This window comes from Lacticaseibacillus parahuelsenbergensis, assembly GCF_030770265.1.
Classification (GTDB): domain Bacteria; phylum Bacillota; class Bacilli; order Lactobacillales; family Lactobacillaceae; genus Lacticaseibacillus; species Lacticaseibacillus casei.
Genome location: NZ_CP132482.1, coordinates 1,075,346 through 1,100,577, shown reverse-complemented (window position 1 = coordinate 1,100,577; position 25,232 = coordinate 1,075,346). Strand labels below are relative to the sequence as shown.

Annotated in this window: 4 protein-coding genes; 3 read left to right on the top strand and 1 reads right to left on the bottom strand. The window is 48.4% G+C overall.

Annotation, left to right across the window (positions count from 1 at the left end):
- Positions 1 to 309: 309 nt before the first annotated feature.
- From LACPH_RS05165 to LACPH_RS05155, 3 genes are read left to right on the top strand one after another with little or no spacing between them, the layout of a single operon-like run.
- On the top strand, positions 310 to 1,140 hold the full coding sequence (locus LACPH_RS05165) for a PRD domain-containing protein (RefSeq protein WP_049172278.1): 831 nt from the start codon (positions 310 to 312) through the stop codon (positions 1,138 to 1,140).
- Positions 1,141 to 1,181: 41 nt separating this feature from the next.
- Positions 1,182 to 3,029 (top strand): beta-glucoside-specific PTS transporter subunit IIABC, encoded by a 1,848-nt coding sequence (locus LACPH_RS05160; protein WP_274784703.1) that lies wholly within the window; start codon positions 1,182 to 1,184, stop codon positions 3,027 to 3,029.
- 14 nt (positions 3,030 to 3,043) lie between these two features.
- Positions 3,044 to 4,495: a glycoside hydrolase family 1 protein gene (locus LACPH_RS05155; protein WP_274784702.1), complete on the top strand. Its 1,452-nt coding sequence runs from the start codon at positions 3,044 to 3,046 to the stop codon at positions 4,493 to 4,495.
- A gap of 316 nt (positions 4,496 to 4,811) precedes the next feature.
- Here the strand turns inward: LACPH_RS05155 and LACPH_RS05150 are convergent, their stop codons facing one another.
- The gene (locus LACPH_RS05150; protein WP_306387381.1) at positions 4,812 to 24,908 is read right to left on the bottom strand and encodes a KxYKxGKxW signal peptide domain-containing protein; all 20,097 of its coding nucleotides are present in this window, start codon (positions 24,906 to 24,908) and stop codon (positions 4,812 to 4,814) included.
- Positions 24,909 to 25,232: the final 324 nt, after the last annotated feature.

Genomic DNA, 25,232 nt, shown 5'->3' with positions numbered 1-25,232 from the left:
TGTTCATCAATCCACGGGTTGCTATTTATTTTTAAATTAATAAGTAGTAAACAAGTAAAAAATATCTAGAGCTTTTAGTTTACATGGTTGCGTTTTCATCATTTGATTGCTAAAATGCAACTATCAACTGAATAAACAAGCGTATGTTACTGGTAATGCAGGCAAGACTTTGATCATCGTTTCGACATCAAACGATCTTCTTAATTTTGCCTGTTTTTTCTCGCTTTAAAATTTGCTCACCCCATTAACTACCTGCAAAACCCCTCAGTTGCTAAGCTTAATGGTAAATTTCAAGAAAGGAGGAGTTGTGTGTTTCGCATCAAAAAGGTTCTCAACGTCAACGTGGTGCTCGCCGAACAAAACGGGGATGAATATATCGCCTTTGGTAAAGGCATCGGCTACCATCAAAAGGTCGGTGTCACCATCCCCGATACCGCGGTGTTCAAGAAGTTCATGCCACTAGATGACAGCCGCAAAAGCGAAATGATCCAGTCGCTTAATCGCATTCCCGCGGTTTACATCAGCATGACCTCACAGATTGTCACTTATGCCGAAGAAAAACTGCAGGCTTCCCTGCTCCCCAGCATTTATTATGCCTTAACGGATCATCTTCATTTCTCGGTTCAGCGCTACCACGCCCAACAGGCATTGGGCAATCGCATTTATTGGGAAATGAAGACCTACTACCCTGACATTTTTACCATTGGCGAATACGGCTTAACCGTTGTGCGCGATACCTTAGAAGTCACATTACCTAAGGAAGAAGCCGCCAATATCGCTTTTCATATTATTAATGCCACACCGGCTGCGACCGCCAAAGCCAATGTTTTGGAAGTCACCCAACTCGTTGACAACGTCCTGCAAGCCGTTCGCGCGCTCACTGGCGGCACCATTGCGACCACCAGCCTGCACTATGAGCGGTTCGTCACCCACATGAAATTCTTCGCCGAACGCTATCTCAGCAACACCATGCTGGAAGATGACGGCCAGTTGCTGGTCAATGTGTACAGTTTGTACCCTGAGGCAGCCAAAATTGCCCTCAAAGTCGACAAAACAATCATGGCTATTTACAATAAACCGCCGACAAAAGAGGAACTGGCTTATCTCATTATTCACATCCACCGTGTGTTAATCGGTTAAACCATCGTCACGCACTCAAACAACCCACCAAGGAGGAACTAATGACTAACCATCCAAAAATCACCGATCGCATCATGCAGGCGGTCGGTGGCGTTGACAACATTAAAAGTCTCAGCCACTGCGCGACACGTTTGCGTTTTGTCTTAATCGATAAAACCAAGTTCAACACCCAACAACTCGAACAGATTCCTGAAGTGCTAAGCGCCGTAAGCTCAGGCGACGAATCCCAAGTCGTCGTGGGCGCCAAAGTGACCCAGTACTATGCCGAAATCATGAAAAACTACGCCATTCGCGAAAACAATACCACTTCCAACCATGCCGCGAGTTCCGAAAAGAATGTCCTAAAACGAGTCCTAAATGCCATTGTCAATATCATGGCCCCCATCATCACCGTTTTAATTGCCGGCGGTTTATTCAAAGTCGTCATTGCGATCATGGCGCTTTGCGGACTTGATCCCAAAAGCGTGCCTTATTTGACCTTGAGCTTCATGGCGGACGCTGCGTTTTATTTTCTCCCCTTCATGTTAGCTGTCAGTGCAGCCAAAAAATTCAATACCAACACTTATCTGGCCATGATGATGGCTGGTGTCCTGCTGCACCCTAACTTCACGGCAATGGTGGCAGCTGGCAAGCCGATTGCTTTATTCGGCGCCCCAATTCGCCTTGCGTCATATGGCGGCAGTGTCATTCCAATCATTTTAATTGTGTGGTTCATGAGTTATGTCGAAAGGTTTGCGGAAAAAGTCGCCCCGGACATGATTAAAACGATGCTTAAGCCGCTGCTGGTCGCCTTGATTACGGCACCGGTTGCCTTAATCGTCATTGGCCCGATCGGCAGCATGATGGGCGATGGCCTATACGCCGCCATCTCCGTGTTGAACCGACATGTTCCTTGGCTAGTGCCAACCCTCGTCGGTGCCTTCACACCTTTATTGGTCATGGTTGGCATGCATGTGTCGTTACTTCCGCTGGCTACCCTGTCAATCGGCCGATTCGGTTCCGAAACCATCATGGGTCCCGGTATGTTGGCCAGCAACATTGCCCAAGCTGGTGCTTCCGCGGCGATTGCCGTCCGTGAACGCAAAGCCCGCGGACGTCAGATTGCGTTGTCTGCCACGGTGACGGCATTATCCGGTATTACCGAACCGGCACTTTATGGCGTAACGCTCAAATACAAACGTGCCTTAGCCTGCGTCATCGCGTCTGGTGGGCTAGCGGGATTATACGCCGGCATCAGCGGCCTTGTCCGCTATTCGTTTGGCTCACCAGGGATTTTCACGTTACCGGTTTTCATTGGTGCAAATCCAGATAACTTCCGCAACGCTTTAATTACCGTGGCGATCGCTTTTGGTCTGACATTCATCACGACCTACTTTTTCGCTGTGGTTGCTGATTCACCGGCTACCTCAGCCGCTAAGCCAACTACCCAACAATTTAAAAGCGTGGTTGCCGGCCGGATTGTTCCGCTTAGCCAGCTTGATGACGAGGTTTTCGCTTCCGGATCACTAGGTCATGGGGTGGCCATCGACCCCGAGGCTGACACCATTACGGCACCGTGCGACGCTAAAGTGACCATGGTTTACCCAACCGGTCATGCCATGGGGCTCACAGCTGCCAATGGCCAGGAAATTTTAATCCACATTGGCATCAACACCGTCAACCTCAAAGGCCGCGGCTTCAAGACTTTAGTGGAACACAATCAGGAAGTTAAAGCCGGTCAACCGCTGGTGCAGCTGGATTTGTCTTTGATTCGTCAAGAAGGGTTTGATCCAACCGTGATTGTCTTGCTGATTAACACAGCTGCTCATCAGATTGACGTACACGACCAACCAACCGTTACTAACGAAGATGCTTTACTCACCCTTCGTCAACCAATGCCTGAGGCTTAAAAAGGAGCAAAGATATGACAGAAACTAATTTTCCAGAAGGTTTCCTATGGGGCGGTGCGACAGCTGCCAACCAACTTGAAGGCGCCTATGATGTGGATGGTAAAGGCCTTTCGACCAGCGATTTACTTTTAGGCGGCAGTGTCAACGTGCCGCGAAAAATCAACCGTACCATCGATCCGCAAGCATTTTATCCAAGTCATGACGCGATCGACCACTTTCATCGGTTTAAAGAAGATATCGCGTTGCTTGCGGAAATGGGCTTTAAGGTCTACCGATTCTCGATCGCCTGGACCCGCATCTTTCCTACTGGGTTAGAAACCGAGCCTAACGAAGCGGGCTTAGCCTTTTATGATCAGCTGATCGCTGAGCTGAAGCGACATGATATCGAACCATTAGTTACGATTTCGCATTTTGAGTCGCCGATTGGTCTGACCAAAGCCTTCAATGCATGGGCTTCGCGTGACATGATTGCCGCGTATACCCGTTTTGCTGAAACCATCATCACCCGCTACCATCACGATGTTCGCTACTGGCTGACTTTTAATGAGATCAACATGCTCACCCGACCAATGGGTGCTTACCTGGCAGGCGGCATGTATGTTGACGACTCGGACCGATTCATCAGTCCCAATACCGACTCCGAGCAGTTGCGCTTGCAGGCGCTTCACCACCAGTTTGTCGCTAGCGCCTTGGTAACCAAGTTTGCCCATGAGCTGGACCCGCAGCTTCAAGTCGGCTGTATGCTTGCATACCGAATGCTTTACCCATACACCAGCCATCCAGATGACATCGCCATGGTTCAACGCGCTACCGAATTCAACAATTTTTATTGCGGCGATGTCCAAGTCAAAGGCCACTATCCTTATTTCGCCCGCCGCTACTGGCGCGATCATCATCTTCATATCGACATGGCACCGGAAGATGCAGCCACGCTTGCTGCAGGGACAGTTGATTTTTACACCTTCTCCTATTACCAATCCAGCACCATGACCTGCACAGGTGAAGGCGAGAAAACCGGCGGCAACTTCTTCAGTGGCGTCAAGAACCCTTATCTGGAACGCAGCGAATGGGGCTGGGAAATTGATCCCCGCGGCCTCAGAACCGCACTCAATCAAATCTATGACCGCTATCAAGTGCCGTTAATGGTCGTCGAAAACGGCTTTGGCACCCGCGATCAACTCATTGAACAAAATGGTGTCAAAACCGTCAATGACGATGCTAGAATCGCCTATCTTAAAGCGCACATTCAGGCGATGGGAGCTGCGATCAGGGATGGCGTTGATCTTGTTGGCTATACCTCGTGGGCACCGATTGACATCATCTCAGCCAGCACCGGTGAAATGGCCAAACGGTATGGCTATATCTATGTCGACAAACATGATGACGGCACCGGGACTTTAGCTAGGTACCGTAAGAAGTCGTTTTATTGGTATCAGCAAGTGATTCAGCATAATGGGCTTGTGTGAATTTTAAAATGACCAAAAACCACCTGTAGAGGCTTTTGAAGCTTTGCAGGTGGTTTTTATATATCAAAATATTCAGTAACTTATTCGGCAGCTAGTCACGTAAGCAAAAGCGAGTTTTGCTTGTGAGATGTCTAAATAGCCGACGAAAGACCATTTTGGCGCCGATATGCAGCCGCCATGCAATGATCACAGCATCAAAAAAATACGGATAGATCATCAAATGACCTACCCGTATTTCTTAACAGCAACGAGAGTTCGAAACCCTAGCCATCTTCAGATTCATTCAAACGTCTTCGTCTGAGTGTCTTTCAGATAGCTATCTTGCTCCATCATGCCGTTTCTTCTTCTTCAACGCCATCAATGCCGTGAGGGTCAAGAGCAGCATGCCGATTGAGGCGACTGAACTTGCACCTGCATCATCGCTGGTTTGCGGTAATTTCTTATGCATGCTTGGGTTATAAGCGCCGGAAACGCTGGTGCTCATACTACCACTTGTGCTTAAGCTGCCAGAAGTTGATGTATTGGCACTTGAGCTCATACTCTCACTTCCGCTTGCGCTCGAACTGTTGGAAGTTGAAGTACCTGAATTCGAGGCACTTGCAGAAGCTGAAGCACTGGAATTAGAAGCACTGGTACTCTGGCTCTCGCTTGCGCTGACACTTTCAGAAGTCGAAGTACTTGCACTCGTTGAACCACTTGTTGACGGCAACTGCCGATGCGACTCAGATTCACTGACGGATGCCGAGACGCTTTGTTCAGCTGACGTCGAGCTTGACTCAGAAGCCGATTGCGATGCAGATACAGACTCTGATGTCGATGCTGAACGTGATGCCGGTGCCGTTGAAATGCTTGTCGAGATTGAAGCACTTTGACTCGTCGAGCTGCTCGTTGAAGCAGATGTCGAAGTTTGCTGTGATTCACTGGTCGAAGTACTTACCGATTCGCTAATCGAATAACTTGTTGACTGTGATGCTGAGTGACTATCCGACTCACTTGCGGATGTTGACTTGGAATCATGAGCCGACTTGCTATTAGATGTTGACTGCGAAGCGCTGGTAGACTCCTTGGTTGAATCAGACTGCGAAGTGCTTGTTGAGGCACTTGCAGAAACTGATGCCGAAGTCCGCTGCGATTCGCTGCCAGTTGTCGAATTAGAAGCACTCTTGGATCGGCTGTCAGAAGCAGAGGTTGATCCGCTGGTTGACACGCTTGCTGATGTTGAAGTTGAAGCAGCTTGCGATTCACTGGTCGAAGTCGATTCAGAATAGCTCGTTGAAGCACTGGCTGATGTCGTTGCACTATTTTCAGCAGATTCACTTGCTGAAGTCGATGCAGAATGCTCTTGCGATTCACTGGTCGAGGTCGATACGGAAGCGCTTGTCGACTTGGAAGGATTCGGCAGACTCGAAGCAGACTCAGACTTGCTTGTTGAAGTTGAAGTCGATGCCTCCTTTGAGCTGCTGGTCGATTCACTTGCCGAACGGCTGCTGGATTCACTTGCGGATGTCGATTCCGACTCGGTTGTTGACTGATCATGTGCAGCGGATGTTGAAGCACTCGCTGACGCACTGGTCGACTCAGAAGCACTCGTGCTGGTTGAATCACTGGCTGAAATCGACTCGGCATCTTGAGCAGAAGCACTCATTGATGTGGATGCCGATGCACTCGTTGATTCACTGGTGGATGTTGACGTGCTATCGCTGCTTGACTCGTGACTGGATTCAGATTGTGAATCCCGCTTTGAATCACTCATCGAGGCTGATGTTGAAGCACGCTTTGATTCGCTCGTGGAAGTCGATGCCGATGCCTGCTTGGACTGACTAGCAGATTGTGATGCCGATGACTGCGAGGCAATCTGATCAGAAGTCGATGCCGAAGCACTCGTTGATTCACTTGCTGAAGTGGATGCCGACGTGCTAGTTGACGTATACGACGACTCAGAAGTTGACGCATTCGTCGAGCCACTGACTGACAAGCTCTCGGAAGCACTGGTCGAAGTACTCTCGGAAGTGCTCTGAGAAAGGCTTTCTGATGCTGATGCCGAAGCCGCATTTTGAGCAGATTCACTGGTCGATGCGGATGTCGAAGCGCTAACCGAAGTACTGGTCATGGCCGATCCAGACTGGCTATCCGAAGTCGACGCGGATTCAGACTTAATGGTGCTGGTTGAAGCACTGTCAGAACTCGATTGTGAAGCCTGTCTGGATTCACTTGTCGACGTCGATGCCGACTTAACCGTTGAATCACTGGCCGAAGTCGATGCAGAAGCCTGTTGCGAATCACTCATGGAAACAGATGCTGAGTCTTCTGCTGATTGACTTGCAGAAGCCGAAGCAGAATCGCTTGTCGATACGCTCGCTGATGCCGAGGTAGCATCTCGTTGCGATTCACTAATCGAACCGGATGTCGAGAAGCTGGTCGATTCACTCGCCGATTGTGATGTACTCGTGCTCTTCGACGTGCTTGCTGAAACAGATTCAGAAGTACGTTTGGAAGCACTGGTTGACGTCGAGGTTGAAGCACTGGTTGACTTCTCAGGATCCGTCGAACCTGAATTCGAAGTTGACTCGCTTTGCGATGTCGAGGTCGAGATTGAGGCGCTACCGGACAGACTAGCCGATGTTGAAGTTGACTGGCTATCCGATTGACTAGCCGATGCAGAAGCTGCACCAGTCTTTGATCCGGCCTCTGAACTAGACTGAGAAGCACTCGCGGACTCACTTGTGGAGGTTGACTGGCTGTCGCTTTCCGACCCGCTTACAGATGCGGATGTTGAATGACGCCCAGACTCACTCGTCGACGTGGATGCCGATGCATGCTGCGATTCACTTATTGATGTTGACACGCTTGTGCTGGTCGAGTTCTTCGAAGAATCAGATTGTGAAGCCTGACCCGATGCGCTTGTCGAGGCTGAGGTCGAAGCACTTGTTGAAATGCTTGCTTGTCCAGACTCTGACTGACGCTTGGAGGAGCTTGCCGAAGCGGAATCCGATGTACTCAATGACTGACTCATCGAAGTAGACGTTGAAGCCTGTTGCGATCTGCTTGTCGATTCTGATTCAGATTGATGGGTCGATTCATATTGCGAACGACTGGTTGAATCTGAATTCGAAACACTGGCAGATGCTGAGGTTGAAGCGCTCTTCGATTCGCTCGACGAAGTACTGATGGATTCACTTGTGGAATCGGAATGAGAAAGCGAACTTTGATCAGATTGACTCGTCGAAACAGATGTCGAAGCACTTACCGATGCACTGTCATCCTTTGATTCAGAACGACTGGTTGATGTCGAAACGGATTCTGACGTTGAGCTACTGGTTGAAGCACTGTCAGAACTTGACTGTGAAGCATGCCGCGATTCGCTCGTTGAAGTCGAAGCCGATTTAGTTGTTGACTGACTTGCGGAGGCAGACGCTGATGCATGCTCGGACTCACTTATTGAAGTTGAAGCCGAAGCACTCGTTGACTCTGTCGTTGAAGTCGATGTCGAACCGCTAATGGATAGACTTGCTGAGGTAGATGCAGATGCCTCCTTCGATTCACTAGTAGATGTCGACTTCTCTGCACTGTTCGATGCACTCGCTGAATCAGATGTTGAAACGCTAGTCGAATCACTGGCTGATGCCGAAGCAGAACCATGTTGTGACTCACTTGTCGAAACGGATTCAGAGAAGCTGGTTGATCCGCTCGTTGAAGTTGATGCGCTCATACTCTCGGATGTGCTTGCTGAAGTTGACTCCGAAGTACGTTGAGATTCACTTGTGGAAGTGGATGTCGATGCGCTGGTTGACTGGCTAGGATTAGAAGATTCAGACGTTGACTGCTTGGAACTTTGCGAAACCGAAATCGATGCGCTGATCGAGTCACTTGCTGATGTTGAAGTCGACTGGCTAGTTGAGGTGCTTGCTGATGTCGACTCAGATTCAGTCTTAGAACCTTGATCAGATGTCGATGTCGATGCCCGCTTGGACTCACTAATCGACTGTGATGCGCTCTGACTCTGCGATTGACTGCTTGAATCAGACTTAGAAGTCTTCTCTGACTGACTCGTCGAAGTAGAAGTCGAAGCACTGGTTGAGCCGCTGGTTGAAGCGGAATCACTGTTGTGTCTGGATTCACTGGCTGAAGTGGAAGCAGATCCATTAGCGGATTCGCTTGTTGAAGTGGAGTTCGAAGCACTTTGCGATTCACTGGTGGATTGCGAGGCGCTATTACTGTTCGAATCATGTGACGACTTGGATTCAGAATTATGCTCAGATTCACTTGTTGAAGTGGACGTTGATGCACTGTCTGAATCATGGTGATCCTGAGACTCGGACTGCTGCTTAGATTCACTGACGGATGCTGACTTCGAAGTGCTGAGTGACTGACTGGTTGAGCCAGACATTGAAGCACTCTGCGATTCGTGAGTTGAGTCAGATGCCGATTGACGCTTAGATTCAGACGTCGACTGGCTCTTAGAAGAACTCGTGGAAGTTGAAGCAGATTCACTCGTAGATGTTCTGGTTGAATCAGACTTCGAAGCACTTACCGATTCAGAACCAGAGTTGCGTTTGGATTCACTTCTTGATGTCGAAGTGGAAGCGCTCTTTGATTCCTCATGAGATGTCGAAGTCGAATCAGACCGTGATGTGCTTGCAGACGCAGATTCAGAACCACGCTTAGACTCACTGTTCGAATTAGATTCAGAGGCATGCTTGGATTCACTGGTTGAAGTCGAAGCAGATTGACTAGCTGAAGTGCTGGTCGATTCAGATTGGCTCGAATCACTGCCGCTTGCCATTGACTTGCTCGTGGAAATAGAAGCCGAGTCACTAGCCGAATCAGACTTAGATGCCCGAACCGATTCACTAGTTGAAGTTGAGATCGAAGTACTCTTAGAATCGCTTGCCGATGCACTTGCTGACTGACGATCAGAAACACTGGTTGAGCCAGATTGTGACGCCTGCTGCGATTCACTCGTTGAGGTACTGGTTGAATCGTGGTCGGAAGCACTCGCTGATGACGATGCTGACGTACTCTCCGATTGACTTGTTGATACTGACTTCGAAGCACTATTCGACTCGCTTAGCGACGTAGAAGCAGAACCACTGGTAGATGCACTTGCAGAAGTTGATGCAGAAGCATCTTTAGAGCTGCTGTTCGGGGTCGACTCACTTGCTGACGTCGAAGCCGATTGACTCGTGGATACACTTGCCGAAACAGATTTCGATGCGCGATCAGATTCACTGATCGAAGCAGATGTGGAGGCACTCATCGACTCACTTGCAATCGATGAACCAGAGTTGCTCTTAGACTTAGAAGCAGAATTCGATTGCGATTCGTGCTGCGATTCACTCTTAGAAACGGATTGAGATTCGCTTATTGAGTGACTCGTAGATGTTGAAATTGAACCGCTATCCGATTTACTTGCTGACTCGGAGCTTGACTGGGTCGCTGACTTGGATTTCGAAATCGATTCAGACCTACTACCAGAGACAGATTCGGACTTGCTTTCAGAGGATTGACTCTGGGAGGTCGATTCGGATTGACTCTTGGAAGTTGAATCTGACTGACTTGTAGAGGTTTGCTTGGATTCACTGTATGACTTCGAAGTTGAATCCGAATGTGATGTGCTTACAGAATCCGATTCAGAGTGACGTGTTGACGTACTGTCTGATTCGGACGCGGAAGCACTGGTCGATTCGCGCTTGGAAGTTGATGTGGAATCTGACTTCGAAGTGCTCGTTGATGCTGACTCGGAATTCTGCTTCGATTCACTAGTCGAATTTGACTTCGAATGGCTATCCGCTTCACTGTCCGAAGTTGAAGCAGACTGGCTAGTCGAGGTGCTTACCGATGTGGACTGACTAGCGGTGCTTTCGCTGCCAGCACCCTTGCTTTCGGAAATCGAGGCCGAGTCGCTAGCCGAATCAGACTTAGATGCCTGATCAGACTGGCTCGTTGACGCTGACTTCGATGCACTGGTGGAATCATTAGCCGATGCGGAAGCAGAATCATGTTCGGAGTCACTCGTTGAGGCCGAGCGTGAATCACGTTCAGAAGCACTAGTGGAAGCTGCTTTCGAATCCTGACTTGATTCACTGGCTGATTGCGATTCAGAAGTGCTGGTTGAAGTACTCATGGAACCAGAAGTCGAAGCATGATCAGACGTGCTGGTTGAAGCTGACTTCGAGCTACTGTCAGATAAGCTGGCTGAAGCTGATTGTGAACGTTCCTTAGAGATGCTTCCTGAACCTTGATTTGATCGACTAGTCGATTCACTTTGCGAAGTTGAAATTGACTTGCTTGTTGAAGTGCTTGCCGACGTTGAAGCCGAAGCTGCGCCAGTTGTGCTCTTGGAAGCAGATGTCGATGCACTTACCGATTCACTGGTATGTGCCGAAGCACTTGCTGAAATTGACTCGGAAACTGAATCGGAAGCTGAGCCATTATCTGACTTGTGCTTAGAAGTTGATTGCGACTCACTCTTGGACTGACTTGTGGACGTTGAAACTGACTGACTAGCCGACTTGCTTGCCGAATCAGAGCTTGAGTGAATCTCTGACTTGGACTTCGAAGTCGATTCGGAGTGACTGGTCGAGGTTGAATCTGATTGACTCGTTGAAGTCTGATTAGACTCGCTGTAAGACTTCGAGGTTGAATCGGATTGCGATGTGCTTACCGAATTCGATTCAGAGTGACGTGTTGACGTACTGTCTGACTCGGATACTGAAGCACTGGTCGATTCGCGCTTAGAAGTTGATGTGGAATCCGACTTGGAAGTGCTTGTTGAAGCTGACTCAGAATTCCGCTTCGATTCGCTCTTAGAAGCAGATGTCGAAGCTTGCTTTGATTCACTCGTTGAAGTCGACGTTGATTGACTAGCCGATGTGCTGGTCGATTCAGATTGACTCGAATCACTGCCACTCTCCATTGACCGACTGGTTGACTTCGAAGCCGAGGTGCTAGCCGAATCAGACTTGGAAGCCTGATCGGAACGGCTAGTTGAATCTGACTTGGAAGTGCTGGTCGAGTCTTTGGCTGAGGCAGAAGCTGAATTGCGCTCAGAGTCACTTGTCGAAGCCGACTGTGATGTCCGCGCTGACTCGCTGGTCGAAGCACTTTGTGAGTCATGCTTGGAAGCACTCGCTGAGTTCGAAGCTGAAGTACTCTCCGCAATACTCATTGATGTGGATGCCGAAGCATGGTCTGAAGCACTCGTGGAAGCTGAATCAGAGGTGCTGGTCGATAGACTTGCTGAAGTGGACTCGGAACTATCTTTGCTGGTGCTACCGGAGCCTTCCTTCGACCGACTCGTTGACTCGCTTGTCGACTGCGATTGCGACTTACTCGTGGACGCCGAAGCTGAGGCTGAAGTTGAAGCCTGTTCAGACTCGCTAGTTGACGTTGAATTCGATTCACTGACAGAAGCACTCGCGTTGTTAGAAGTTGACTGCTTTTCAGAAGTTGAAGTTGACGTCGATACCGAGTTTTGCTTGGAATAACTGTTCAAAGTCGATTGTGATTCACTCATCGACTGACTGGTAGAAGTTGAAGTAGATTGATTGGCCGAATTACTTGCCGATTCAGAACTTGACTGGGTCGCTGACTTGGACTTCGAAGTTGATTCAGACTGACTGCCGGAGACGGATTCAGACTTACTCTCAGAAGCTTGGCTTTGTGAGGTTGATTCGGATTGACTCTTGGAAGTTGAATCTGACTGGCTTGTGGAGGTCTGCTTGGATTCACTGTACGACTTCGAGGTTGAATCAGAGTGCGATGTGCTTACCGAATTCGATTCAGAGTGACGCATTGACGTACTGTCTGATTCGGACGTGGAAGCACTGGTCGACTCACGCTTAGAAGTTGATGTGGAATCCGACTTCGAAGTGCTTGTGGAAGCTGACGTTGACGCCTGCCTCGATTCGCTAGTGGATGTCGACTTAGAGTTGTTGTTCTCTTCACTGTCTGAAGTTGAAGCTGATTGACTGGTCGAGGTACTTACCGACGTGGACTGACTAGCGGTGCTTTCACTGCCAGCACCCTTGCTTTCGGAAATCGAGGCCGAGTCGCTAGCCGAATCAGACTTGGAAGCCCGATCAGACTGGCTCGTTGATGCTGACTTAGAAGCATTCGTTGAATCACTCGCCGATACCGATGCCGAATTGCGTTCGGAATCACTCGTTGAAGCTGATTGCGAATCACGTTCAGAAGCACTAGTGGAAGCTGCTTTTGAATCCTGACTTGATTCACTGGCTGATCGTGATTCAGAAGTGCTGGTTGAAGTACTCAAGGAACCTGAAGTCGAAGCATGATCAGAGGTGCTGGTCGAAGCCGACTTCGAGCTACTGTCAGACAGGCTGGCTGAAGCTGATTGTGAGCGTTCCTTAGAGATGCTTTCTGAACTTTGATTCGAGCGACTTGCTGATTCGCTCCGTGAGTTTGAAATTGACTTGCTTGTTGAATCACTCGCCGAAGTTGAAACTGAATCTGCGCCAGTCATGCTCTTGGAAGCCGATGTCGAGGCACTTACCGATTCACTGGTATGTGCCGAAGCGCTTGTTGAAATTGACTCGGAAACTGAATCGGAAGCCGAGCCATTATCTGACTTGTGCTTAGAAGTTGATTGCGACTCACTCTTGGACTGACTTGTGGACGTTGAAGCTGACTGACTAGCCGACTCGCTTGCCGAATCAGAGCTTGAGTGAATCTCCGACTTGGACTTCGAAGTCGATTCAGAGTGACTGGTCGATGTTGAACCCGATTGACTTGTAGACGTCTGGTTGGACTCGCTGTACGACTTTGAGGTTGAGTCAGATTGCGATGTGCTTACCGAATTCGATTCAGAGTGACGCGTTGATGTGCTATCTGCTTCAGATGCTGAAGCACTGGTCGACTCACGCTTAGAAGTTGATGTGGAATCCGACTTCGAGGTGCTCGTGGAAGCTGACGTTGACGCCTGTTTCGATTCGCTAGTGGATGTCGACTTAGAGTTCTTGTTTTCTTCACTGTCTGAAGTAGAAGCAGATTGACTGGTCGAAGTGCTTACCGATGTGGATTGACTAGCAGTGCTTTCACTGCCAGCGCCCTTGCTTTCGGAAGTCGAGGTCGAATCGCTGGCTGAATCGGACTTGGATGCCCGATCAGACTGGCTGGTTGATGCTGACTTAGAAGCATTCGTTGAATCACTTGCCGATACTGATGCTGAATTGCGGTCAGAGTCACTCGTCGAAGCCGACTGTGATGTCCGCACTGACTCGCTAGTCGAAGCACTTTGTGAGTCATGCTTGGAAGTACTTGCTGAGTTCGAAGCTGACGTACTCTCCGAAATGCTCATTGATGTGGATGCCGAAGCATGATCTGAAGCACTCGTGGAAGCTGAATCAGAAGTGCTGGTTGACAGACTTGCCGAAGTGGATTCAGAAGTGTCCTTGCTGGTACTCCCAGAGCCCTCCTTTGACCGACTGGTTGATTCACTGGTCGAATCTGACTGTGACTTGCTTGTCGAGGTCGAAGCTGATGCGGAAGTTGACGCCTGTTCGGACTCGCTCGTCGAAGTCGAGTTCAATTCGCTGACTGAAGCGCTCTTATTGTCAGAAGTTGACTGCTCCTCAGACGCTGAATTCGAGGCCGATACCGAGTTTTGCTTGGAGCTACTGTTCCAGCTCGACTTTGATTCACTGATAGACTGGCTGGTCGAAGTAGAAGTAGATTGATTGTTTGACTTACTTGCCGAATCAGAACTTGAGTGAATCTCTGACTTGGACTTCGAAGTTGATTCGGAGTGGCTCGTTGAGGTTGAACCAGACTGACTGGTAGACGTCTGCTTGGACTCACTGTATGACTTCGAGGTTGAATCAGATTGCGATGTGCTTACCGAATTCGATTCAGAATGACGCGTTGACGCGCTATCTGATTCGGATGTTGAAGCACTGGTCGAGTCGCGCTTAGAAGTTGATGTGGAATCCGATTTCGAGGTGCTTGTTGAAGCTGACGTTGAGGCCTGTTTCGATTCACTGGTCGAGTCTGACTTCGAGTGGCTATCCGCTTCACTGTCAGAAGTCGAAGCGGATTGACTGGTTGAGGTACTTACTGAAGTCGACTGACTAGCAGTGCTTTCACTGCCAGCACCCTTGCTCTCGGAAGTCGAGGTCGAATCGCTTGCCGAATCAGACTTGGATGCCCGATCAGACTGACTCGTTGACGCTGACTTGGAAGCATTTGTTGAATCACTTGCCGATACCGAAGCCGAATTGCGTTCGGAATCACTCGTCGATGCCGACTGTGATGTCCGCGTCGAAGCGCTTGTAGAAGCGTTCTGTGAATCATGCTTGGAAGCACTGGCTGAGTTCGAAGCTGACGTACTCTCCGAAATACTCATTGATGTGGATGCCAAAGCATGGTCTGAAGCACTCGTGGAAGCTGAATCAGAGGTGCTCGTCGATAGACTCGCCGAAGTGGATTCGGAAGTATCCTTGCTGGTGCTGCCGGAGCCTTCCTTTGACCGACTCGTTGATTCACTGGTCGACTGTGACTGTGATTTACTTGTCGATGCTGAAGCCGAGGCTGAAGTTGAAGCCTGTTCGGATTCGCTAGTAGACGTTGAATTCGACTCGCTGACCGAAGCATTCTTATTATCAGAAGTCGATTTCTCTTCAGAATAAGATGCCGAAGCTGATACAGAGTTTTGTGTGGAGTTACTATTCCAGCTCGACTTTGATTCACTGATAGACTGACTGGTCGAAGTCGAAGTAGATTGATTGTCTGACTTACTTGCCGAATCAGAACTTGAGTGAATCTCTGACTTGGACTTCGAAGTCGATTCGGAGTAACTCGTTGAGGTTGAATCTGATTGACTCGTTGAAGTCTGATTGGATTCACTGTATGACTTCGAGGTTGAATCAGATTGCGATGTGCTTACCGAATTCGATTCAGAATGACGCGTTGACGTGCTATCTGATTCGGATGTTGAAGCACTGGTCGATTCGCGCTTAGAAGTTGATGTGGAATCTGACTTTGAAGTGCTGGTCGAAACTGATTCAGAATTTTGCTCGGAAACACTCTTAGAAGTAGAAGTCGAGGCTTGCTTCGATTCACTCGTTGAAGTGGAGGTTGATTGACTAGTAGAAGTGCTGGTCGATTCAGAAGCACTTGCATCGCTGCCACTTTCCATTGATCGACTGGTTGACTTCGAAGCCGAGGTGCTGGCCGAATCAGACTTGGAAGCCTGATCAGACTGACTCGTTGATGCTGATTTCGATGCACTAGTAGAATCATTAGCCGATGTTGAGGTTGAATCGCGGTCAGAGTTACTGGTCGAAGCTGACTGTGATGTCCGCGCTGATTCACTGATCGAAGCACTCTGTGAATCATGCTTGGAAGCACTCGCCGACTGTGATGTTGACGTGCTCCCCGAAACACTCAGTGATGTGGATGTTGAAGCATGATCTGAAGCACTGGTGGAAGCTGAATCAGAGGTGCTGGTCGATAGACTTGCTGAAGTGGACTCGGAACTATCTTTGCTGGTGCTACCGGAGCCTTCTTTTGACCGACTGGTTGATTCACTCGTTGACTGTGACTGCGACTTACTCGTCGATGTTGAAGCTGATGCCGAAGTCGATGCCTGTTCGGACTCACTAGTCGATGTTGAATTCGATTCACTGACTGAGGCGTTATTGTCATCAGAAGTTGACTGCTTTTCAGAAGTTGAAGTCGATGCCGATGCTGAATTTTGTTCAGAATTGCTCGTCGAACTAGACTGCGACTCACTGGTCGAAGCCTTGGTAGAGGTCGAAGCTGATTGACTTGCTGACTTGCTTGCTGATTCAGAATTCGACTCGTTTGCCGATGCAGACGTTGAGGTTGATGCTGACTGACTGCCTGAGACAGATTCGGACCTGCTTTCAGAGGCTTGGCTCTGTGAAGTTGATTCAGAGTAACTGGTCGAGGTCGAGTCGGATTGACTGGTAGAAGTCTGTTTAGATTCGCTATACGACTTCGAGGTTGAATCTGATTGTGACGTGCTTACCGAATTCGACTCAGAATGACGTGTCGATGTACTGTCTGCTTCAGATACGGAAGCACTCGTTGATTCACGATTAGACGTTGACTTTGAATCAGACTTCGATTCGCTTGTTGAAGTTGACGCCGAAGCTTGCTTCGATTCGCTGGTTGAAGTTGATTTCGAGTTCTTGTTTTCTTCACTATCTGAAGTTGAAGCTGACTGACTGGTCGAGGTGCTTACTGAAGTCGACTGACTAGCCGTGCTTTCACTGCCGGCACCCTTGCTTTCGGAAGTCGAGGTCGAGTCGCTGGCCGAATCAGACTTGGAAGCCCGATCAGACTGGCTCGTTGAAGCTGACTTAGAAGCATTCGTTGAATCACTTGCCGATACTGATGCCGAATTGCGTTCGGAATCACTCGTTGAAGCTGAACGCGAATCGCGTTCGGATGCACTGGTGGAAGCTGCTTTCGAATCCTGACTTGACTCACTAGCCGACTGAGATTTAGAAGAGCTAGTCGAAGCACTCATGGAGCCAGAAGTTGAAGCATGATCAGACGTGCTGGTCGAAGCTGACTTCGAGCTACTGTCAGACAAGCTGGCTGAAGCTGATTGTGAGCGTTCCTTGGAGATACTTTCTGAGTTTTGATTCGAGCGACTGGCCGATTCGCTCCGTGAATTTGAAATTGACTTGCTTGTCGAATTGCTTGCCGACGTTGAAGCCGAAGCTGCGCCAGTTGTGCTCTTGGAAGCCGACGTCGAAGCACTTACCGATTCGCTAGCATGTTCTGATGCGCTAGTAGAAGTTGATTCAGAGGTTGAATCAGAAGCTGAACCGTTCTCTGAAGTGTGCTTAGAGGTTGATTGCGATTCACTCGTTGATTGACTAGTAGATGTCGATGCTGACTGGCTAGCCGACTTACTTGCCGAGTCAGAACTCGACTGGGTTCCTGACTTAGACTTCGAAGTAGAGTCTGAGTGGCTCGTTGAGGTTGAGTCTGATTGACTGGTAGACGTCTGCTTGGATTCACTATTAGACTTCGAAGCTGAATCGGATTGTGATGTGCTTACCGAATTCGATTCAGAGTGACGCGTTGATGTGCTATCTGCTTCAGATGCTGAAGCGCTGGTCGACTCGCGCTTAGAAGTTGATGTGGAATCCGACTTCGAAGTACTCGTGGAAGCTGACACTGACGCCTGCTTCGATTCGCTAGTGGATGTCGACTTAGAGTTTTTATTTTCTTCACTGTCTGAAGTTGAAGCTGATTGACTGGTCGAGGTACTTACCGACGTGGATTGACTAGCCGTGCTTTCACTGCCAGCGCCCTTGCTCTCAGAAGTTGAGGTTGAATCGCTAGCTGAATCAGACTTGGATGCCCGATCTGACTGACTCGTTGATGCTGACTTCGATGCACTCGTGGAATCGTTAGTCGATGTGGAAGCAGAATCGCGGTCAGAGTCACTGGTTGAAGCTGATTGCGATGTCCGTGCTGATTCACTGGTAGAAGCACTCTGAGAGTCATGCTTGGAAGCACTCGCTGAGTTCGAAGCTGAACTGCTCTCCGAAACGCTCATTGATGTGGATGCCGAAGCATGGTCTGAAGCACTCGTGGAAGCTGAATCAGAGGTGCTCGTCGATAGACTCGCCGAAGTGGATTCGGAAGTGTCCTTGCTGGTGCTGCCGGAGCCTTCTTTTGATCGACTGGTTGATTCACTCGTTGACTGTGACTGCGACTTACTTGTCGATGTTGAAGCCGAGGCTGAAGTTGAAGCCTGTTCGGACTCACTAGTCGACGTTGAATTCGACTCACTGACCGAAGCATTCTTATTGTCAGAAGTCGACTGTTTTTCAGATGTCGAAGCCGAAGCGGATGTCGAATTTTGTTCAGAATCGCTCGTTGAACTAGACTGCGACTCACTGGTCGAAGCCTTCGTTGACGTTGAAGCTGATTGACTTGCCGAATTGCTTGCCGAATCGGAACTTGAATGGATTTCTGACTTGGACTTCGATGTCGATTCAGAGTAACTGGTTGAGGTTGAGTCAGATTGACTTGTAGATGTCTGCTTGGACTCGCTGGTCGACTTCGAGGCAGAATCCGATTGCGATGTGCTTACCGAATTCGATTCAGATTGCCGCGCTGACGTGCTATCTGCTGTGGATGTGGAAGCACTGGTCGATTCGCGCTTAGAAGTTGATGTGGAATCCGATTGCGATGTGCTCGTTGAACTAGACGTCGAAGCTTGTTTCGATTCACTCATCGAAGCTGAGTTGGACGCCTTTTTAGATTCACTGTCGGATGTAGAAGCAGAGTCACTGGTCGAAATGCTTACCGAAGTTGACTGACTAGCGGTGCTTTCACTGCCGGCACCCTTGCTCTCGGAGGTCGAGGTTGAATCGCTGGCTGAATCGGACTTAGATGCCCGATCAGACTGGCTTGTAGACTCTGACTTCGATGCACTCGTGGAATCATTAGCCGATGTGGAAGTTGAATCACGGTCAGAGTCACTGGTTGAAGCTGACTGTGACGTCTGTGTCGAAGCACTGGTCGAAGTACTCTGTGAATCACGCTTGGAAGCACTCGCCGACTGTGATGCCGAAGTACTTTCGGAAACACTCAGTGACATGGATGCCGAAGCATGATCTGAAGCACTGGTGGAAGCTGAATCCGACGTGCTGGTTGACAGGCTTGCCGAAGTGGATGCGGAAGTATCTTTGTTGGTGCTGCCAGAGCCTTCTTTTGACCGACTGGTTGATTCACTCGTCGAATCTACCTTTGACTTACTTGTCGAGGTTGAAGCTGAGGCCGAAGTGGACGCCTGTTCTGATTCACTGGTGGAAGTTGAGTTGGACTCGCTGACCGATGCATTCTTATTGTCAGAAGTCGATTGCTCTTCAGATGCCGATGCCGAAGTGGATGTTGAATTTTGTTTAGAATTGCTCGTCGAACTAGACTGCGACTCACTGGTCGAAGCCTTCGTAGATGTCGAAGCAGATTGACTGGCCGAATTGCTTGCCGAGTCAGAGTTCGATTTAATTTCCGACTTAGATTTAGACGTTGATTCCGAGTAACTCGTTGACATCGACTCAGATTTCACACTACTATCTGAGGTTGATACCGATTCTGACTGTGATTTGCTTGTTGAATCAGAAATACTTGCCGAAGCAGAATTTGATTCACGAGTTGAAGTCGATGCGGAAAGTGATGTTGATGTTGATGCAGACTTAGACTCGTCACGACGCTCTGACAAACTCTTAGATGCCGAAGTTGAAGCGCTAACTGATCCGCTTTCGGAAGCTGTCTTTGAGTTATCTGCAGACTTAGAGGTGGCATCACGCTGAGAATCGCTCTTTGAAACAGAATCAGAACTGCGTGTTGATTCACTCGTCGAAACTGAAACCGATGTGCTTGCTGACGTGCTTGCCGACTGCGAAATACTTGCACCGCTGTTGTTGCCATTGCGCGAGTCACTTTCTGAAGCTGAGAGACTCTCACTAGCAGAGTTAGACTCTGACTTAACATCCGATTCACTCGTGGAACCAGAAGCTGAAGCCGATGTCGAAACGCTGGCCGATGTTGAAGCCGACTTACGATCAGATCCGCTTGCAATCGACGAGGTGCTTTCATATTGTGATTCGCTTGTTGAAGCACTGGTCGAATCTTTGTCAGAGGTACTTGCCGATTCAGAAGCAGAAACACTGCCTGACAAACTAGCCGATTCGGACTGTGATGCCCGGTTCGACTCACTTGATGATGTGGAAGTTGACATACTCGTCGAGTGACTTGCTGAATCTGATTCGGAGATATCTTTCGACGTACTCTCTGTCGTTGATTCCTTTGTAGATGTCGAAGCCGACATACTCGTCGAAGTGCTTGCCGAGTTTGAGGTATCTGCCCGACTAGATTCACTCATTGAAACTGAAGTTGACTCACTCGTTGATTGACTCGATTGGGCAGACTCCGATTGTTTCTTCGAATCTGATGCAGAAACAGACTCTGACTGGATCTTAGATGTGCTTTGCGAAATTGAATTAGATTCGGTTGCTGACTCACTGGCGGACAAGGAAGCAGACGTACTTGTCGAGGTGCTTGCAGAAGCAGAAGTCGAAGTTCGTTCAGAGTTAGACATTGAAGTAGATTCTGAAGCACTTTCTGATTGCTTAGAATAGTCCGGTGCTGAATAAACGTTGAAGCTGTCAGTAAATTGTTTCTTGTCTGACTGACGGGTGAAGACTAACGTGCCGGCATTTTTATGCATGCCTTCTGCTTGAAGGGTCTTCTGAGCGTCATCGGACCAATCAATCGTGAAGGTACCAACGCCGTCAATCGTCCCGGTGCCGTCATTATTCCAGGTAACCTGATCAGCCGTGTAAACAACGCCATTAACAACAACGGCATCAAAGGCGTCCTTTGCAGTCGGAAGATCATGACCAATGGTGTAGCCGATATTCTTCTTACTATCGACTTGCGCATCCGTGGAAGCATTAGTGGTCGAATAGACGTTTAACGCACCTGCTGCCGTGTATTTATCGGATAATGTTACCTCGACATTAGCCGCATTTGAATGCAATCCAGCGGTTTCAATAGCATCTTCAGCACCCTTAGCCCATTCCAAGGTAACGGTGATGGTCTTGCCATCCTTAGTGGTAATGGTACCGGTGTTACCGTCGCTACTCCACTTGATGTCATCGGTCGTATACTTCGTGCCGTCAACTTCAATGTAGGCGCCGGATCCATTCATAGTCTCTTTAGCAGTAGGCTTGTCGCCACCAATAACATAAACAATCGTACGATTATTGTTGACAGTCACATCGTGTTTCGCTGACGAACTGATGACGTTCACAGCATCTTTAGCAACTGTGCCATCCTGCAATGTCAGCTGAAGATCAGCGGCATCGGTATAAGTTCCAGCGGTTTGCAAATCATCTTTGGTCTTATTCCAGTTCAGGGTGATGGTACCGACGCCGTCAATCGTGCCCTTGCTACCGTCAGCATTCCACTTAACCTGGCTGGCGTCGTACTTAACACCGTTGACAACGACATAATCATAAAGGTCTTTAGCTGTCGGGAGGTCATTACCAATAATATAGTTGACATTCTTCTTGCTGGTAACAGCAACTTGCTTGGTGATGCTATAAGTGAATTGCTGTGGTAATAAATCAAGGGCGGAATCAGGCACCTCAAATGAAGTGCCGTCATATTTAAGCTGATTTTTAATCCAGCTTAAGACTGCATCTGCACCATTTTGATTGAGTTGAACAGTCCACTTGCCTTCATCACCGGTATAGGCAAAGTTGAAGTATGCGTGCATATCCCCGGCAAATCCAGAAATAGACGAGAACTTGAGTGACTGGGTCGTCGTGTTCGTCCCATCATTCCAAGTAATCGTGATGGTTGGATCAATATCAGGATAATTTAAAAGTTCACCGTTGTATTGACGAGAATCAGTTGGGTTGGTAATGCTGATGTTATCAATGCTAGCGCCCTTGTGATAGGTAAACGTAACTTGACCGGTTTTACCAGTAAAGGTACTAGCTGCATTAACGGGTTCAGGAATCCATCCCTTAATAGTTGGAGCAGCAATGTTTGTAAACTGATCCGTTGGTGCCCAAACTGTATACGTCTTTGCATCAGGAAAACCAGTTTCGCCAGATTTTGCCTGCAACGTAACGGTGACTTCGGTCAAAATTGACTGATAGCCATCAGTGAAGGCTTGGCCTGCAGCCGGTGCGTCTTTATTAATAGCACTTGCTACCGTGGTATAGATCGATGCAGTTGTATCGTCTTTAGCACTGTAATCCTGGCCATCGACTGTGATCTTTCCGGCATCGCCTGCATCTGGCACAGGCATTGCTGGGTTCGCAGCAATTTCCTCATGGGCTTTTGCCAACCCGGCAGCAAACGCGTTATTGGCCCGGATTGCTTCTACCTGATAAGCGTAGGAATAGTATGGCCGGGCGAAGTTGGTCAAATCATCGACCAACGGTGTCAAGGTCGAGCTTAAAATGCTCTTCTGTGCTGTAAACTCAGTCGGTGTCGGTTTGGTAGGATCAACATTACCATCTTTTTGTGAATGAGACTGGATATCAGCATTGGCTTGACCTTGATACATGGCGTCACGTAAGAACTGATAAGTCTTGGTGTAATCATTCGCTTCGAGCGTTGTAGCTGTGCCGCCGCCACCATTGAGTGCCGGATCACCTACTGGTTCAAAATTAAGATCCGCATCTTTTTGCCGCTGTGCTAGCTGAGCGTCCGTATATGTTGGATCGGTTCTAAAGTCATACAGTGCTTTAGCAACCGCTTGATATTCTTTGGAGTAGATCTGTTGGATCATGTCGCGGGCGCCTTCAGCGCTGCGAGCATAATTCTTAAGGCCGGACGCCGTGTTTTGTGCATTATCGGTCTTCAGTAGAGCTTTGTCAGCGTCGGAGACATCCAATGAGTCAATCAGTTCGTCAATGTTGTCAGCCGGACTACCGCTCCAAGCATCGGAAGCTGCTTTTTGAAGCAAAGGCGTGAAGACTTTCATCGCCCATGCATAAGCAGCAGCTTGGGTCGTGTCACTTAAATTGGCCTGATTACTATTAGTGACAGCTGCTGGATTATTAACGTCATAGCCAGTGGCCTTATACGTATTTGAGCCATCATCATAGATACCATTGTTCATCAGGTTCTGCAGGGCTTTATACTCACCAGTTGCCCAGTTGTTCATGATGGCTTGCTGAGCAACGGTTTTAATTGAATCATAAATACGCTGCATGAGGCTACTTTGAATAACCCCGTCCAGGCCGACCATTTTAAGAAAAGTCTGAATGTTGCCGTTCAAACTAACGGCATCGGTAAAGTTGTCAGGAGCATAGTCAACCTTGCCATCCGCACCCATTTTGGCATTGCCGATTGACCGAATATCAGACAAAGCCTGGTGAGCGATCCCGTTGATGATATAAGGCGCAACCAGACCAACTAAGTTATTGAGGTATCCAACAGTTGTATTGACATTTGATGCCGCAACACTTGAATCAGTATATACTTGCAGCACCTTAGGAACGTTATAGTTATTCCAGAATGAATTCCAGATAAAGCTTAGTCCATTCGAAATAACGCCGCCCAGTGAAGAACCACTTAAGTCCCCTGAACGATAAGTAGTGTTGTTGATTAAGGAATTGGCTGCATCAGGATTTGTCGATTGATTCTTAACAGCGGCTAAATCATCCAAAATGCCTTGTGCATATGAACGCAGATAAGTGACATAACCGGCGTTGAAGGAAGGCAATGAGCTGTTGACGGCATAAAAGTAACCAGTACCACTTAAGTCTGTGATGCTATTAGCACCAGGCCAACGACTGCTATTGTTACGATTATCCGGCTTCCAAATTGGATCATAAGCATTGCTGCCGGTCTTGTTGTCAGTGATTGTCGTGTTCGTATAAAGTTTGGGATTTTTAATATAGGCATCAATTAAAGCTGCCAGCTGATTAACGGCGCCTCTAACGTTACCAATATTTAAAATTCCGAGTCCCTTGAGGTTAATATTACTAATAATGGACTTAAGATCAGACTCGGCAGCAGACTCACCACTCTTAAAGTCTTTTTGATCCGTGATGGTGAATTCACTATCGGCAGCTGCCGTCTTGGCCTGCGCCATCATAGCGGTGAGCTTGTTAATATCAGTTGTTGCTAGCTCACCAGTCTTGGCAGCTAAGTCGCTTAACGATTGCTCGGAAATGCTAAGTGACGTGCTCTGAGAAGCACTCAAAGATTGGCTTTCAGAGGTGCTGGTGCTCTGCTTGCCCGTTGTGCTTTCAGATGAGCTTGTCGAAGCCTGCTTTGATGGGTTCGTGCTCGTCGAGGTGCTTTCAGATACACTAACCGATGTTTCCTTCGAAGCTGGCTGATTCGAGGTACTCTCTGACTTCTTCTGGCTTTCTGATTGTGTGGTCTTATTGCTTTGCGATTCAGTGGTGGAGCCACTCTTCGCTGCGCTTTCAGACTTGGAGATGGATTCACTTACTGACGCGCTGGCCGCACTAATAGAGCTGCTGGTCGAGGTGCTCTGGCTATTTTTGGTTGAGTCAGAAGTGCTCTTTGAATCGCTAGCACTAACCGACTGCGATGCCGAGACGCTCTCGGACGCACTGGTAGAAGTACTTTCCGAAGTTGATTGCGATGTTGTGTTGGAACTTGCAGGAATGGTCGCTTGATTTTGAGTCGCCAGCACATCCTGTTTCCCGGCTTCTTTGCCGACACCAGCCGTGTTCGATGTACTTGCGTGCACCGGCGAACTGGCGACGGCCCCCATACCAAATAAGCCGCTTAATGTGGCGATACCGGCAACCAACCATTGCTTGCCGGCTTTATACATTCTAAAACGGCTTTTACTGTTCGTTTCAAAAAGCCGCTTCTGTCTTTGAGGATTTAATCTACTCATTAATCGCCCATTCCCTCCTGATTCATCATTCTTAGGTTATTCCTTCATGATTTCAGCATACGTTTGTATGTGTAACATATAATTTTTCAAAATAACGATTTTTATTTAAATTAATATCAATATTTTAATCGATTCGCCGTTATTCAAAATTGTCGATATCAGTCACAACCACTGATCTACCAACACCTTAGAGATGGCGGTATTTATGAACTTCAAATTTTAAAGAATTGTAACCGCTTTCTTGAAACGGCATTTTTAAGCCTTAAAATCGTACTCAAGATTCCTTTTAGCTATACTTTCGTCGTTAAAGGGGTTAACAAATAT